This window comes from Priestia aryabhattai (assembly GCF_023715685.1).
Classification (GTDB): Bacteria; Bacillota; Bacilli; order Bacillales; family Bacillaceae_H; genus Priestia; species Priestia aryabhattai_B.
On sequence record NZ_JAMBOQ010000002.1, the window covers coordinates 64,172 to 79,307 of the forward strand.

The 15,136-nt window shown below is 40.2% G+C and carries 19 protein-coding genes; 14 read left to right on the forward strand and 5 right to left on the reverse strand.

Annotation, left to right across the window (positions count from 1 at the left end; all coding sequences use genetic code 11):
- Window positions 1-17: 17 nt before the first annotated feature.
- The 7 genes from M3225_RS06920 to M3225_RS06950 all read left to right on the forward strand — a co-directional run bounded on the left by M3225_RS06920 (window position 18) and on the right by M3225_RS06950 (window position 5,961).
- A complete protein-coding gene (locus M3225_RS06920) occupies window positions 18-788 on the forward strand; it encodes an ATP-binding cassette domain-containing protein (protein ID WP_251391998.1) in 771 nt (256 codons plus the stop codon).
- Window positions 789-803: 15 nt separating this feature from the next.
- Window positions 804-1,187, forward strand: a complete 384-nt coding sequence (locus tag M3225_RS06925) for a hypothetical protein (RefSeq protein WP_251392000.1) — start codon at window positions 804-806, stop codon at window positions 1,185-1,187.
- Window positions 1,188-1,206: 19 nt separating this feature from the next.
- Window positions 1,207-1,962: an enoyl-CoA hydratase/isomerase family protein gene (locus M3225_RS06930; RefSeq protein ID WP_251392002.1), complete on the forward strand. Its 756-nt coding sequence runs from the start codon at window positions 1,207-1,209 to the stop codon at window positions 1,960-1,962.
- A 37-nt stretch (window positions 1,963-1,999) separates the two neighbouring features.
- Complete coding sequence (locus M3225_RS06935; RefSeq protein WP_251392004.1) at window positions 2,000-2,968, forward strand: aliphatic sulfonate ABC transporter substrate-binding protein; 969 nt, start codon at window positions 2,000-2,002, stop codon at window positions 2,966-2,968.
- 38 nt (window positions 2,969-3,006) lie between these two features.
- Window positions 3,007-4,062, forward strand: coding sequence for an ABC transporter substrate-binding protein (locus M3225_RS06940; RefSeq protein WP_251392006.1), 1,056 nt, complete (start codon window positions 3,007-3,009; stop codon window positions 4,060-4,062).
- Window positions 4,063-4,094: 32 nt separating this feature from the next.
- The gene (locus M3225_RS06945) at window positions 4,095-4,862 is read left to right on the forward strand and encodes a class II aldolase/adducin family protein (protein ID WP_195782427.1); all 768 of its coding nucleotides are present in this window, start codon (window positions 4,095-4,097) and stop codon (window positions 4,860-4,862) included.
- 73 nt (window positions 4,863-4,935) lie between these two features.
- The gene (locus M3225_RS06950; RefSeq protein ID WP_251392008.1) at window positions 4,936-5,961 is read left to right on the forward strand and encodes an ABC transporter substrate-binding protein; all 1,026 of its coding nucleotides are present in this window, start codon (window positions 4,936-4,938) and stop codon (window positions 5,959-5,961) included.
- A gap of 20 nt (window positions 5,962-5,981) precedes the next feature.
- On the opposite strand, the gene M3225_RS06955 is transcribed toward M3225_RS06950, so the two are convergent.
- Both M3225_RS06955 and M3225_RS29890 read right to left on the reverse strand, forming a co-directional pair.
- Complete coding sequence (locus M3225_RS06955; RefSeq protein WP_251392010.1) at window positions 5,982-6,455, reverse strand: hypothetical protein; 474 nt, start codon at window positions 6,453-6,455, stop codon at window positions 5,982-5,984.
- A gap of 213 nt (window positions 6,456-6,668) precedes the next feature.
- The gene (locus M3225_RS29890) at window positions 6,669-6,983 is read right to left on the reverse strand and encodes a GerAB/ArcD/ProY family transporter (protein WP_374109814.1); all 315 of its coding nucleotides are present in this window, start codon (window positions 6,981-6,983) and stop codon (window positions 6,669-6,671) included.
- Between M3225_RS29890 and M3225_RS06960 the strand changes: the two genes are divergently transcribed.
- The 4 genes from M3225_RS06960 (at window position 6,937) to M3225_RS06975 (ending at window position 10,906) form a co-directional block, all read left to right on the forward strand.
- Window positions 6,937-7,422: a DUF2306 domain-containing protein gene (locus tag M3225_RS06960; RefSeq protein WP_251392011.1), complete on the forward strand. Its 486-nt coding sequence runs from the start codon at window positions 6,937-6,939 to the stop codon at window positions 7,420-7,422. The two genes, M3225_RS29890 and M3225_RS06960, sit on opposite strands and share 47 nt — an antisense overlap.
- A gap of 79 nt (window positions 7,423-7,501) precedes the next feature.
- Window positions 7,502-7,984 carry a GNAT family N-acetyltransferase gene (locus M3225_RS06965; RefSeq protein WP_251392012.1) on the forward strand — a complete coding sequence of 161 codons (483 nt, stop codon included), beginning with the start codon at window positions 7,502-7,504 and terminating at the stop codon, window positions 7,982-7,984.
- 2 nt (window positions 7,985-7,986) lie between these two features.
- Window positions 7,987-9,066, forward strand: coding sequence for a DNA alkylation repair protein (locus M3225_RS06970; protein WP_251392013.1), 1,080 nt, complete (start codon window positions 7,987-7,989; stop codon window positions 9,064-9,066).
- 184 nt (window positions 9,067-9,250) lie between these two features.
- Complete coding sequence (locus tag M3225_RS06975) at window positions 9,251-10,906, forward strand: M14 family metallopeptidase (protein WP_251392014.1); 1,656 nt, start codon at window positions 9,251-9,253, stop codon at window positions 10,904-10,906.
- Window positions 10,907-10,952: 46 nt separating this feature from the next.
- Here M3225_RS06975 and M3225_RS06980 read toward each other — a convergent pair whose 3' ends face one another.
- Complete coding sequence (locus M3225_RS06980; protein WP_251392015.1) at window positions 10,953-11,882, reverse strand: SDR family oxidoreductase; 930 nt, start codon at window positions 11,880-11,882, stop codon at window positions 10,953-10,955.
- 103 nt (window positions 11,883-11,985) lie between these two features.
- On the opposite strand from M3225_RS06980, the gene M3225_RS06985 reads away from it, so the two are divergent.
- Window positions 11,986-12,156, forward strand: a complete 171-nt coding sequence (locus M3225_RS06985) for a hypothetical protein (protein ID WP_251392016.1) — start codon at window positions 11,986-11,988, stop codon at window positions 12,154-12,156.
- Between the two features lie 284 nt (window positions 12,157-12,440).
- Here the strand turns inward: M3225_RS06985 and M3225_RS06990 are convergent, their stop codons facing one another.
- Window positions 12,441-12,779, reverse strand: coding sequence for a general stress protein (locus M3225_RS06990; RefSeq protein WP_251392017.1), 339 nt, complete (start codon window positions 12,777-12,779; stop codon window positions 12,441-12,443).
- 221 nt (window positions 12,780-13,000) lie between these two features.
- Between M3225_RS06990 and M3225_RS06995 the strand changes: the two genes are divergently transcribed.
- On the forward strand, window positions 13,001-13,870 hold the full coding sequence (locus M3225_RS06995; RefSeq protein ID WP_251392019.1) for an SDR family oxidoreductase: 870 nt from the start codon (window positions 13,001-13,003) through the stop codon (window positions 13,868-13,870).
- A gap of 31 nt (window positions 13,871-13,901) precedes the next feature.
- A complete protein-coding gene (locus M3225_RS07000) occupies window positions 13,902-14,126 on the forward strand; it encodes a hypothetical protein (RefSeq protein ID WP_251392021.1) in 225 nt (74 codons plus the stop codon).
- Between the two features lie 39 nt (window positions 14,127-14,165).
- Here M3225_RS07000 and M3225_RS07005 read toward each other — a convergent pair whose 3' ends face one another.
- Window positions 14,166-15,023: an STAS domain-containing protein gene (locus tag M3225_RS07005; RefSeq protein ID WP_251392023.1), complete on the reverse strand. Its 858-nt coding sequence runs from the start codon at window positions 15,021-15,023 to the stop codon at window positions 14,166-14,168.
- Window positions 15,024-15,136: the final 113 nt, after the last annotated feature.

The following is a 15,136-nucleotide window of genomic DNA, read 5'->3' on the forward strand; positions in this document are numbered from 1 at the left end:
GTAAGGAGTGAGCGAATATGAAATATAAAGGTGGAGGAATTCAATTACAAATACAGCATTTAAAAAAAGTTTTTGGAGATGTCGAAGTCTTGAAAGGGATTGATTTAGACATAGCGCCCGGTGAATTCGTCGCCATCGTCGGGCAAAGCGGTTGCGGAAAAAGCACGTTATTAAGACACATTGCAGGACTAGAAAAAGAAACAAGTGGGCAAATCACGCAAGATGGAGAAAGATTACATTCAATCAATCCCTATGCTCGGTTTATGTTCCAAGATTCAAGGCTGCTGCCGTGGGAGAAAATCGTCGCCAATGTAGGTGTTAGTTTAGGGTTAAAAGGCGAGTGGAAAGAGCAGGCGTTAACTTCTCTTAAGCAAGTGGGACTAGAAAGCAGAGCAAATGAGTGGCCATCTGTTTTATCCGGTGGGCAGCGTCAGCGAGTAGCACTCGCTCGAGCGTTAGCCACTCAGCCTAAGCTGCTGCTATTGGATGAGCCGCTAGGTGCATTAGATGCGTTAACGCGTATCGAAATGCAGGAATTAATCGAAGGAATTTGGCAAGAACAGCGCTTCACGGCTCTTTTAGTGACTCATGACGTTTCAGAAGCTATTACGCTGGCCGATCGAGTTATTTTAATTGAACAAGGAAAGATTGCGATGGATTTACGTATACCTCTTCCGAGACCTCGTGAAAGGGGTAGTCATTCGTTTGGAAAACTAGAAAGTAAAGTGCTAGCAAGAGTCATGAAAAAAGAAACGTCGTCGCTTTTAGAAGATGCTACGACCGTATAAAAGGAGAAGATTGTAATGCGAGTGGCCGTTGTATTAAACAGCAAGACAGAAAAAATTGTTCCTATTGTGGAAGGAGATATCATCCGGTTATACGATACGGAAACAGAAGAAACAGAAGATGTTACAAATCCCTCTATTCATTTAAGTGAAGGAAAGAGAGGAGCGGTTGTTAAATGGGCTGAAAGTCGAGGCATAACGGTTCTAGCGGCACCGCCTAGTATGCTGTGTGAATTATCTTATGACAGCGCCAAGTCAAAAGGTTTTCATTATTACCGAGTAAGTTCCGACACCGGTTTTGCAGAGTTTCAGCAGCATTTAAAAAACAAGAATATCGAGTTAGTCACAGACTTGCCATCAACTGAAATTGAACCTAGTGCAGTTGTGCTGCCCAGCGAGTAAAGGTTGAGAAGGAGAAGCTATGAAATATGTAAATATAACAGTTAATTGTCAGCTGTCATCTAAGAAAATCGTCACTCTATCCTTGCACGCACCTCATAACCTTAATGCTATTAATCAAGAATTATACGAAGAGCTCAAGCAATCCTTGCAGGATATTTCAAAGGATAAAGCAATAGGTGCACTGATTTTAAACAGTGAAGTATCTAAAGTTTTCAGTGCAGGCGTGGATTTACAGTTTATTCAAAGTTTAAGCAATGAAGAAGCGAGCGATTTTTTTACTAATCTATCGAGGCTGCTAGATACGCTTATCCATTTTCCAGTTCCCACGATTTCTTTCGTCAATAGATATGCCTTCGGAGCAGGAGCTGATCTTGCTATTTCATGCGATGTACGCATTGCCACTGAATCAGCATACTTTCGATTTCCCGGTCCGCAGTTTGGCTTGGTTTTAGGGACACAGCGGTTGGTTAACGAAATCGGTTCTTCCAGAGCTCGGTTTTTAGCATTGTCAGGTAAGAAGATAAATGGACAAACTGCTTTGGATTACGGTTTAGTTCATGAACTAAGTGCGAATGAAGAAGCTGGCCAAAAGAGTGCTTTGAAATGGGCGAGCATCTTAGCAAACGTTCCATCATATACGACTCAGACAATAAAAGAAGTTTGTCATCCAGGTGAGTCTTTTCATGAACTGACGCGTGCTTCAGTGCTAGAAGGAGATTTTATGAACCGATTCGGTCAGTATGTGCAAAGTAATAAGAAAAAAGTACGTCATTAGGCAAAATAAATGCTGAAAAAGCTAGAGGAGATTTAAGATGATTCGAAAAAAAAGGTTTTATGCAACAACCATTATTTTGCTGTTGCTCCTAGCTTTAAGCGGATGTGGAGGAAGTAAAGAGACAGCAGGCAATCAGTCAGTAGAAGGAAAAGGTGTCGTAAAAGTAGGATATCAAAAGTCTGCACCTATGCTGCTATTAAAGAAAAAGCAGCTGCTGGAAAAGAACTTAGGAAAATTAGGATATGAAGTAAAGTGGTATGAGTTCAATACAGGAATTGCAGTAGCAGAGGCGTTGAATGCAGGGGGTATCGATATTGGTGGTTTAGGTGATTCTCCTTCTTTATTTGGAAAAGCAAGAGGGCTTGATTTTGTATATATTGCAAGTGAACCTTCTGTACCTGAATCTGAAGGCATTTTAGTAAAGAAAGATTCGTCTATCAAAACTATTAAGGATCTTAAAGGTAAGAAAATTGCGTTTAATAAAGCTTCAATCTCCCAATACTTGCTGTTAAAAACGCTGAAGTCGGAAGGGTTGAAAGAGGATGATATAAAGCCAGTCTATCTTAATCCGCCGGAAGCAAGTGTTGCTTTTTCACAAGGGCAGGTAGATGCATGGGTTATATGGGAACCATACTTTACAACAACTGCAAATAAGGGGAACCGCGTGTTATCAGATGCTACTGGTCTTGTTTCCTTTCGTTCTTTCTATGTGGCTGGTGAAAAATTTGTGAAAGATAATCCGAAAGCAACAAAACAAATTGTATTAGAACTTCAAAAGGTTGGAAAAGAAATTAATAAAAATCCTCAGGAAGCAGCTGAATTAGTATCAGATGCTACCAAGATTCCAGTTGATACTTGGAAAGAGATCCTGAAGAAAAAGCCAGCTGACGTTCAATTTATGAATCAAAAAGCTGCAGATGACCTTCAAGAGCAGGCAAATGACCTCTTAGAAATGAAATTAATTACAAAACAAATTGACGTTCAAAACTCGTACTGGTCTCCTTAAAAATGAGAAGAGAATATGAAAGGAGCGTGTAAAAAGATATGAAGGTTAAGGGGTGGGCCAGTGGTCAAATGAAAAAACGAGCTTTTCGTCTTCGGTTCGTGCTTCTCTTACTTACTATAGTCATAGGATGCTTGATGACCGCTTGTGATCAAAAAAGCTCCGCTAGCGCACCAGAAAAAAGTGAGCTCTCTGATGTAACGCTACGAGTAGCGCAAACAGGATGGAGCAGTATTGAAGAAGAGTTAAAAGCAGCAGGGCTGGATAATACGCCATATAAGATTAATTATAGTGTATTTCAAGGTGGAAACCTTCAGCTTGAAGCGATGGCAGGAGGTCATATTGATTTTTCACTATCGAGCGAAATTCCTCCTATCTTTGCTAATTTATCTGAAGGCAATGGAAACTTCAAGGTAGTTGCGGTGCAAGAAGGTAATACATTAAATCAAGAAGTGGTTGTTCCCAAAAATTCTTCAATAAAAACCGTAGCCGACTTAAAAGGGAAAAAGGTTGCTTATGTGAAAAATACAACCGCTCATTATTTTTTGCTCAAGCTGCTAAAAGAAGCGGGATTAGAGTGGAAAGACATTAAGCCAGTGGAACTTTCTACATCCGATGGGCTCACAGCGCTTTTAGGAGGAAATGTGGATGCATTTGCAAGCTATGGTGTCTCTATTATATCTGCTCATGAAAAGGGGGCAAAAACGATAGCAAGCGGTAAAGACATTTTATCAGGAAACTTCCTCATTACCGTGCCGCCTAAGCTCCTTGAGGATAAAAACAAAAAAGCGGCATTGGTTGACTTGCTAAATCGATTGCAAAAAGCGCATAAATGGACACGAGAAAACCAAGAGCAGTGGGCGAAGGTTGTCGCAACGAATACACATCAGCCTGTTAGTCAGGCACTAACAACACTAAAAGAAGGTGAAGAACAGCGTCCAAGTATTATTACTCCTATTACCACTCAGCAAATTAAATCAGAGCAAGATGTGGCAGATACGTTTTATTCAGAATCACTTTTAAATGAAAAAATAGATGTCAAAAAGTTTTGGACAAAGGTATTAAATCGTGACGTAGAAAAAATAGTGCCAAAATAAAAAAACTGAATATTCGGAAAGGTAGATGAGATATGTCAACAAAAACAGCGTCTATTTATAAGGAGCCAACATTTCAAAACGTAGAGGAGGAACGTCAGCACCGTAAGGAAAGATTAGCAGGTGCATTTCGGATTTTTAATCAATTTGGATTTAATGAAGGGGTGGCGGGGCATATAACAGTTCGAGATCCTGAGAAAAAAGATCATTACTGGGTGAATCCGTTAGGTGTACATTTTGGACAAATGAAGGTCAGTGATTTGCATCTTGTTAATCACAGCGGAGATGTTGTCGTAGGGGATCGTCCGATTAATAAAGCGGCGATTGCGATTCACTCGCAAATTCATCAAGCAAGACCAGATGTAATCGCTGCTGCCCACTCTCACTCTCTTTATGGTAAAGCATGGTCATCTTTGGGAAGGTTGCTTGATCCGCTTACGCAAGACTCATGTGTATTCTATCAAGATCACGGCTTATTTGATGATTTTACGGGAGTAGTTTTAGAAAAAAGTGAAGGTGAACGCATTGCAGATGCACTTCAGCAATATAAAGGCGTTATTTTGAGAAATCATGGACTTCTCACCGTTGGAAATAGCGTAGACGAAGCGGCTTATTGGTTTATTGCCATGGACCGAGCTTGCCATGCTCAGCTTCTTGCTGAAGCAGCAGGAAGCCCTATTCCCATTGATCATAAAACGGCTGTTCTGACGCACTCACAAGTAAGCAGTCCATCGGGAGGCTGGTTCAACTTTCAACAGCTATGGTACAAGCTGCTTGACGAAGAGCCGGATGTTTTAAACTAAATAAAAAAGCTTAGGCATTGATACAAATGTATGAATGCCTAAGTAAATATGATGAAAAGGGGAATGTGTACATATGACAACCTTGCAAAAAGCTTCAGATTTTATGAAGAGGAACCTATGTAAGCGGATTTTAGTAGCAAGCATTCTTACTATAGGAAGTGCATCTATTTTATCCGGCTGCAGTGAGGCAAATGAAACAGCAGGAAAAGAGAAGGTAGATTTGTCCAAAGTAACGATTGTATTAGGAGATCAAGCTGGAATGACAAAGGCAAAAGTAGAGGCTTCTAAAGTACTTGAAGGTACGCCTTACAAAGTAAAATGGGCAAGCTTTCAGGGAGCAGCTCCTTTATTTGAAGCAGTAAAAGCAGGGTCAGTAGATACAGCTCCTGCCGGAGATACGCCTGTATTAGCCGCCGCTGCATCTGACGTACCAATAAAGATTATTGCCACGAGCGTTTCTTCTCCGAAAGCTGTTGGAATATTAGTTAAGAAAAATTCATCAATCAAAACAATAAAGGATTTAAAAGGAAAAACGGTCGTCGTTTCTTCTGCAAAAGGCAGTATTGCACAATATTTATTAATTGAAGCGTTAAAAGAAGAGGGGCTGTCCACGAAAGATGTTAATATTAGGTTTGTTCTCCCTACTGATGCCGCAGCAGCTTTCAAGGCAGGACAGCTAGAAGCATGGGCTACTTTTGATCCGTACTTAGCGATTGCTGAGAAGAACGGCGGAAGAGTATTGCGTACAGGCGAAGGAATTAATACGGGGTTAGGGTTTATCACGGCCTCAGAAAAAGCACTGCAGGATCCTGGGAAAAAAGCAGCGCTTCAAGACGTAATTAAAAGAATTTCTAAAGCATGGGAGTGGGAAAACCAAAATAAAGAAAAATATGTTAAATTATATTCCGATATCACCAGATTACCTAATGATGTTTCGAAAACAATTAATGGACGGGTAAATGCTGAGGTAAGACCTGTTAAAGAAAAAGATATACGTGCTGTACAGAAAGTAGCGGATGTATTTAAAGAAGAAAATGTATTGTCAAAAGAAGTGGATGTTGATAAGTTAGTGGATAAAGAAATTTTTACTGCTAAATAAGATGAAGAAGCCTTTATTCTCTAAAGGCTTTTTATTATTTTCCTCTCCAGCTTACACACCCACTTGTAATACTGCACCACCATCCAAAACAAAACTGGGTTTAAGAAAAGCGAATACCACCACGTCCACCATCCGTAGTGAAAATACCCCCAAGGAGCAGGAAGAAGAGCTATCATTTCGTAAAGTAAAACAGCAACCGACCAAAGTAAAATATAGGAAGCTTTTTTGGTGAGTGTCCCGGCGAAAGGATAATAGGTAATCAAAAGCATGTTCACCGGCGGAATGAGAACGGTATAAGCAAAAATACCTTGCCAGTCTGTATCAGGTGTAAAATACCAGTAGCCGTGAAGCTTGAAATTAATAAAGATGTCAAAGATATGCTGAGCAGCAATGGTGAACATCCAAATGTGAACAATTTGACTTGCTGTTAAGCGCTTGTTCATTTTAAAGGCAAGAACGTTAAATACTAAAATAGAAAGAATTAATCCAATCATAGTGTTGCTCCTTTTGGCTTCTTGACTATATTGGATAATTTCAGGAGATTAAAACCAATAGAGGAATTAAAATATTATGAATTTTCTGCGATGCTTTCCACAGTGATGGATTGTACATTCTTTCGATTTCTTAAAAATACGATTACGAGCAAAAGAGCAGGTATGACGATGTGAAACGGAAGGTGTACAGTAAGAGGCACGATTTTTAACCCTTCACATACCATGTTCCAAATAGTTTTGAGCAAGAGACAATGAATAAAACAAAACGATTAAGCCAATGAGAAACACTAGCGGTGATGGGTTTTTAAGCTTAAAAACGTGAGAAAGGCCCAGCACAGTGGCATAGAAAAACAGACCGACTTTAAAGAACCTTCCAATAATTAAAGCGAAAGCGTTGGTAAATAAATAGGAATATTTTGTTAAAAAATTAAGTGTGTTAGCCGAAGATATAAAAGAGAAGGACATAAAAGGAGAGAGCGTGTTGGATTTATTTGAAGTTATATTAAGTATACATATTGGGCTCGGCATGATTTGTTTGCTTTCAGGAGCGGTGTCTATGCTAGCGCCTAAGACAAAAGGACGGCATACAAAATGGGGAGAAGTGTATCATGGTGCTTATGCAGCCCTAGCCGCTACCGCTATCATCTTATCAATTTGGAAATGGAATGAAATTGCTTATTTATTTTATATCGCGGTGTTTTCATATGGATTAGCGATGTATGGCTATGCAGCACGTAAGAGAAAATGGAAAAGTTGGCTTCAACACCATATTCGCGGTATGCTGGGGTCTTATATCGGAGCGGTTACCGCACTGCTTGTGAATATTGGAGATAGTATTCCGCTGTTAAATAAGCTTCCGGCTCTTTCTTACTGGTTTTTGCCAACGATTATTGGCAGTCCGCTTATTTACATAGTTGGAAGACGCTATAGAAAAAAACCTTCAGTTTCTAAAAAAACATCATACTAGCCTAAAAGCCTTTTACCGCAAAAGGCTTTTTTCTGTTGCGAACATTTGTGCTATGATAGAGAAGCAAGGAGGGCACAGCATGAAAGAAAATCATCAGTTTACAATACATACAAATAAAGAAAAGCTTGATATAGATGTCGTTTACTCGTACCTTCATCATGAATCGTACTGGGCAAAAGGAATTCCATTGCACCTTGTTCAAACGTCCATCAAACACTCCGTTTGTTTTGGGGTGTATGATGATTGTGATAAGCAAGTAGGGTTCGGACGGATTATTTCAGATTTTGCGACGTTTGCTTATTTGGCGGATGTGTTTATTCTTCCGCATGCACGAGGCAATGGACTCGGAAAAGCGCTGATACAAGAAATGATTCGCTATCAGCCGATTCAAAACGTACGGAAAATTTTATTGGCGACAAAAGATGCCCATGGTTTGTACAGTCAGTACGGATTCAAAGAAGTCAAAAATAAGCAGCTGTTTATGCAAATTTTTAAAAAAGGCATGTACGAGCGAGCGCTTCATTTAGAAGAAAATAAAATGGTACCGGGAAAAGAGGGATAGATATGGCTGAAGAGTTACGTAAAAGCGTGTTTAATGAAGAATTGGTTACGCACTTGAGTGACGCTTTTTCACGTGAAATGAGCTCATTTGATAAAAAAGCGTTTCATGAGCTGGTTTTCCAACAAGATTGGGAAGACTTAGCTCTTAAGCAGCGCATGAGAAGGATTACACTTTCCATGCATGAAGTGCTGCCGGCGGATTATGAAGAAGCACTTCATATTTTATATAAAGCGGCTCCAACGGTAGGAGGACTTCAAGGCACTATTTTTCCAGATTACGTTGAACTTTACGGGTTGAATGCTTGGGAAGCTTCAATGAAAGCACTCGCTTTTTTTACGCCGTTTTCCACGTCAGAATTTGCAGTGCGTCCGTTTTTAATTCAAGATAAAAATCGAATGCTTGAGCAAATGATTGATTGGGCGGAGCATCAAAATCATCATATTCGAAGATTAGCAAGCGAAGGGAGTCGTCCTAGACTTCCATGGGGACAATCAGTACCTGAATTAAAGCAGGACCCGAAGCAAACGCTGCCGATTTTAGAACAGCTAAAACGCGATGAATCACTATATGTCCGCAAAAGCGTAGCCAATCACTTAAATGATATTTCATACATAGAGAAAAATTGGATGCTTGATGTTATGAAAAGATGGTACGGTGAAGACGTTAAAACTGACTGGATTGTCAAACATGCGTGTCGTTCACTGCTGAAAAAAGGAGATCCTGAAGCTCTGTCTCTTTTTGGCTATGGAGATGATCCGGGAGTGAATGTCACACAGCTTAGCTTGCAGCCGCATACTATTACGATTGGTGATAGCATTGACTTTTCCTTTGAATTATCGGTAGAAAAAAACATGCCGCTTCGAATAGAGTATGGAATTCATTACATAAAAGCAAAAGGAAATCGCAGTCAAAAAGTGTTTATGCTAAAAAATGTTCAAGCGAAAGCAGGCCAAACGCTTACAGTCACAAAAAAGCATGCGTTTAAAGATTTAAGTACAAGAAAACATTATAGGGGTACGCATACGCTTTCCGTTATTGTAAACGGAGTGGTAAAAGCAGAAGCGGACTTTGTTATAGAATAACTCTTTCCTCATGGAGAGAGTTTTTTTATAAAACCGCATTAGTATCACAAACTAAAAATAGTCAAAAAGGTTCAGCTCTCTCATCTTGAAGTTATTTCCTTAAACGGTATAATTATTTATGTAACATTTTAAATATTTAAAAAATTTAAAATGTCTAGCCAAGGGGATGGGGAGGAGTAAATGAATGAAAAAACGTGTAAAACGGACAGCCGTGCCGGCTCTTTTGTCGATTGGGTTATTGCTGTCGCCGCTTGCGGTACAAGCTGAGATGCCTTATTACGGAAAAGACTATAGCCAGCCGGAAAAAATTAAAGCGCTTTATCCAGAAATAAAGGTTGATGAAGAGACGCCGGCATTTATAAAAGGACAAGACGCATTTACGACTCAAGAAGAAATGATGAGCTATGTCCAAAAGCTTGCTCATAAAAGTCCTTACGTAAAGCTTAAGATCATCGGAAAGTCACAGCAAGGACGAGAAATTCCAGTACTGTACTTTTCGAAAGAAAAGAAATTTGCGGATGGAAAACCATCCAAAAAGCCAACGATTTGGCTTCAAAGTCAAATTCACGGAAATGAACCGGCAAGCGGTGAATCCGTACTAGCCATGGCGACGCGTTTGACAGAAGGCTTTGGAAAAGATGTGCTAAATAAAGTGAACATTGTCATTGTGCCGCGCATTAATCCAGACGGGTCTTATGCATTCAAGCGTCAGTTAGCGAATAATTTAGATGGCAACCGCGACTACATAAAGCTTGAAAGCCCGGAAGTGCAGAGCATACGAGCTGAATTTAACCGTTTTTCACCAGAAGTCGTCATTGACGCTCATGAATATACGCCTTACAGCAGCGGATTTAAAAATATCGGTAAAGAAGGCGTGTGGAAGTATCACGATATTTTACTGCAGTCCGGCCGAAACTTAAATATTCCGCAGCAAATTCGAGACGTGTCTGATGAGCTGTTTGTAAACAGCACGCTTCAGGCGATTGAAAAGCAAGGATATTCAGGAGAGGTATATTATACGTCTCAAGTGAATAAACAAGGACAGCTTGAAGTGGAAGAAGGCTCAGTTGAACCGCGGATCGGCCGAAATTCATTGGGCTTGTATCCATCGTTTTCGTTTTTAGTCGAAAGCAGGGGAATCGGTATTGGACGAGAAGATTTTTCGCGGCGAGTGAGTGCGCAAATTGCTACGCAAGAAAAGCTGATTACTCAAACAGCCGCTCACGCAAAACAAATTAAAGCGCTGATTGCGAAAGAAAAAGCTGCGCTTGTCCGAAAAGGAAAAAATGCAAATGATCATGATCCAATTGTTGTGAACAGTGAAAATAAAAAAATACCAAATTCCACGTTAGAAATGGTCGATGTGGAAAGCGCGTCTGTTAAAGAGATTCCTGTGACGTACTACAGTGCAAAGAAAGCAACGCCGACGCTTGTCCGCGAACGTCCGACTGCTTATATTTTAAAACCAGGACATGAAGATTTAGCAGAAAAACTGCAGAGACAAGGAGTAAAAGGCTTCAAGTTAACGAAAGAAACGGCTCTTTCAGTAGAGGCGTATAACGTCAGCAGCCGCATTGAAAATGAAGCCTACGAAAACAAACCCAATGTAGACGTACAAACAATCATCAAGCCAAAAACAGTGACGTTCCCAAAAGGAAGCTACGTCTTCTTAACGTCTCAACCGCAAAACAATTTATTGTCTCTATCGCTTGAACCGGAATCTGTGGATAGCTTCACGACGTTTGGGTATTTGTCTTCAGAAGTAGGACAAGAACTTGATGTTTACCGGTTTACCCGTTCAATTGAACAATCACCTTTGCAAAAAGAATCCCATAAATAATAAAAAAGCGTGGAGCCTGGCTTCACGCTTTTTTATATCCAGCTGCTTAAGAAGAAACCCACTCTCCGCCGTTTACATGCAGCGTTTGCCCTGTGACAAACCGTGAGTCGTCGCTTGCGAGATATACGTAGGTCGGAGCGAGTTCAAACGGCTGTCCTTGGCGTTCCATCGGATTGTCCACTTGTGTCACTTGGTCAGCTGAAAAGCTTGCTGGAATGAGCGGTGTCCAAATGCGGCCCGGCGCTACTGCGTTTACGCGAATGCCGTCTTTAATCACACTATTGGAAAGCGCTCGAGTGAAACCGACAATGGCTCCTTTGGTTGCCGTATAGTCAATTAACTGCTCATAGCCTTTATACGTCACAATTGAGGCGGTATTGATAATCGAACTGCCAGCTTTTAAATGCGGCAGAGCGGCACGCGTCGTGTAAAAGTGCGAGTAGATATTGACTTTGAACGTATGATCAAACTGTTCATCGGTGATGTCTAAAAGACTCAGCTGCTGAAACTGAATGCCTACGTTATTGCACAAAATATCAAGCTGGCCGAACGTTTCTACCGTTTTTTCTACGATGTCTTTGCAGTGCTGCTTTTCCCGCACGTCGCCTGGAAGCAGCATACATTTTTGACTGAGTTCTTCAATGCGTGCTTTCGTTCGATTCGCGTCTTCATGTTCATCTAAATAAGCAATGGCGACGTTTGCTCCTTCTTTAGCGAAGGCAATTGCAGCGGCAGCTCCGATTCCGCTGTCACCTCCTGTGATGAGAGCAACCTTTCCTTTTAATTTGCCGCTGCCTTTGTAATGCGGATTTTCGATAATGGGACGCGGAACCATCAAACTTTCTAACCCTGGCTGGCGAAGCTGTCGCTGTTCAGGAACCGTAATCGGCACGTCTTCATAGCGCGTAATTTTCCCGTAATTCGGCTGCATCGGATACCCTTGCTTGTCTTGATAAAATTCATTGTTTGGGCACATAAAAGAACCTCCTTAAAGAGCATCACTCTTTCACTCTATGACATAGATCTTTCTCTCATGCATACGTATAAAGAGTGTAGAATGCGAGAAAGAAGGTGAGTTCATGCGATATTACTACAGTGAAGAAGTGAAGCTATTGCTAATCGACGGGTCAAATCAGACGGTGGAAGTAATCTATAACTCTGATCCTCAACCTTTTATGCTGCCGCTTTTAGGACCTCGTCCGCCTTTTTATGTAAACCCTCGCTATGAGAAGTATCTGCCTGTTTTATAGTACAAAGAGCCCTTCTGCATGAAGGGCTTTTAAATTGACATTCTCTTTTATTTTCCGCGTGATTGCTCACGTGATTCCTGGCGGTTTTTTCTTCTTCTGGAGAGGAAATAAATGAAAAAGCCGATTAATACAAGAAACGTGATAAGCAAAATACTGGTAGGAAAGTAAAGAGAGCCTATCTGAATTCCCAAATAGTTTAACATCGTTATAACTTCCTTTCTTGATAGACAATGGTTTATTTTAATAAATACCCTTATAAACTAATAAAAAACGTTTCAGCTGTTTTAGTAGGGAATTGATTGACTCTGTGCGCCAATAACCACGATATGTCCTTGTTTCATTTCTTCTTTATACCGATTTGCTTCTTGATTGGATAAGCCGAGAGAAGCCATCTTTGAAAGAAGCTCATCTTCTCTTGAAAGAAGCATATTTACCGCCGTTTCAAAAATACCTTGCTCTGCCATTCTGTATTTTTTTGTATGTGTTGCCTCCGTTAAATCGTGAGCCCATTCTTTATCGTAGGCCAGCAGATAAATATCTTTGCTGGTAAATCCTTTCTCTAAAAAAGAACGGATGACGCAGGCTACCTCCTCTTGGTTTTCTGCTACTTGAATGTGTTTCATACACCAACCAAATCTCCTAATAAAAAGATATTTCTGAAATACATCTTCTACTCATCATGTAGCCTTTGTTTCCAACTTTAAACTTGTTTTCTATGGATTTTCCAAGATAATAAAAAAGAATAGAAATATAATAAATTTTAAAAAAGATGTTTGAACTTCCAAACAGAAGGCTAAACGTAGACTATACTAAAAAGTTCCATCAAAAATAGGAGGAGATTAAAATGAATTTACAAGAGCAACAAACACAAGGTCAGCCTGAACAAACGCAAGACCGCCAGCCGGGTATTGAAAGTGAGATGAATCCTCTCCCTATTTATGAGGATGACAATTACATTGGTACAGGAAAATTAAAAGGAAAAGTAGCGCTAGTTACCGGAGGAGACAGCGGAATTGGACGAGCTGTATCCATTGCTTATGCTAAAGAAGGAGCGGACGTAGCAATCGTTTACTTAAACGAACATAGCGATGCGGAGGAAACAAAAGCCCGTATTGAAGAAGAAGGTGTAAGATGCTTGCTGATTGCAGGAGACGTAGGAGACGAATCATTCTGTAATGAAGCGGTAGAAAAAACGGTGAGTGAGCTCGGAAAGCTTGATATCCTTGTGAACAATGCAGGAGAGCAGCATCCAAAAGAAAGCATTAAGGAAATTACGAGTGAACAGCTTGAACGAACGTTCAAAACGAACTTCTATTCATACTTTTATTTTACGAAAAAAGCACTTGATTACTTAGGAAAAGGCAGTGCGATCATTAATACAACGTCAATTAATCCTTACCGTGGAAATCCTCAGCTGATCGATTATACGGCGACAAAAGGAGCAATCAACGGCTTTACGCGTAGTATGGCGCAAGCGCTTGTCAAAGATGGCATTCGCGTTAACGCTGTAGCGCCGGGACCAATCTGGACACCGCTTATCCCGTCTACTTTCTCAAGTGATAAAGTAGGAGAATTCGGTACAGATACGCCGATGGGCAGACCTGGGCATCCTGTAGAACACGTAGGCTGCTATGTACTGCTAGCTTCAAATGATTCATCTTATATGACGGGTCAAACGCTTCATGTTAACGGCGGAGATTTCATGAACACATAATTGCTTCACCTATAGTAAAGGAGGAGAAAAGATGGGAGAACGCCAGAAAAGATCTATTTCAAATACACCAAAAAAAAGAGATGAAACGGAACAGCGTGTAACAGATCAAGATGAAACGTTATTTGAACGTTTCAAAGAAGAAGAAACGGTGGATCCTATGCCATTGGAAGACATAAGACTTGAACAAAAGGAAGAGAAAAATAAAGAGAAAACGAAAGATGAATCGGGTTCTGAAAACATTCATCATAGAAAATAAAAAACAGCCTTCTCGGGCTGTTTTTTGTCTGTATCAATATTAATGAGCACTAGAAGCAATCACAATTTTTGAATCATCTTCTAATGCTTGAGCAAGATTTGATTTAATACGTATATGATCAAATTTCAGCCCTAGCTGCATCGCAGTAGTGGCTAATTCAGGACGAATGCCCGATAAAATCGATTTAACGCCGATTAAATCAAGCGCATTTATCAGCTGAAACAGCTCGTGCGCGACCATTGTATCGATCATCACGACTCCTGATAAATCAATATACAAATGAGAGATTTGCTTCTCTGCACACTGTTTTAACGTGCTTTCTAGGATCATTTTGGCTCTTGCCGTATCAATATCGCCGACTAACGGTAAAAGAGCAACGTCTTTTTTAATCACAATAACAGGGGAACTTAATTCATGAATCATTTCCTGCTGAGAGCGGAGGCGGTTGGATGCATATTCCTGCGCTTCTGTGATGAATTTCAAAATAATAATATCAAATACCCTTACTACTTTTTCATTCCACATATCGATATGCTGCTGAGTAACGTCATCATGAAGTTCTGCAAATCGGCGAATATACTCACAGTATTGTTTGCGGACGTTCATAAATTCTTTAATAATACTTTGAATGGGAGTCCTGATATGCTGCTGGTCTTTGGCAACTTTATTTAGCCACGTGTTAAAAGATTCAAAAAAGCTTTTTTCGTCTTCTATAAAGACGTTGCTAATATATAAATGAAATTCATAGTTTTGCGCTTTTAAGTGTTTAATGACGTCGGGGTCACTAGAGGTGTATACGCCTTCAGAAGACTTTTTGTCCAAAGACTCATACCATTCTTCTGTCATATTTGGTGCATTTTCTAGCAGATAAGAACGTAAAGCGATATCTTTGTTCACTGTTATTCTCCTCTCAAACTGATAAAGCATCGCGCATGTGCACAACGTATTTATTATAGCACCTTTTTTATAAAGATAGATATGAAATGTATGTTTATTTTGCGTGTTAGGTT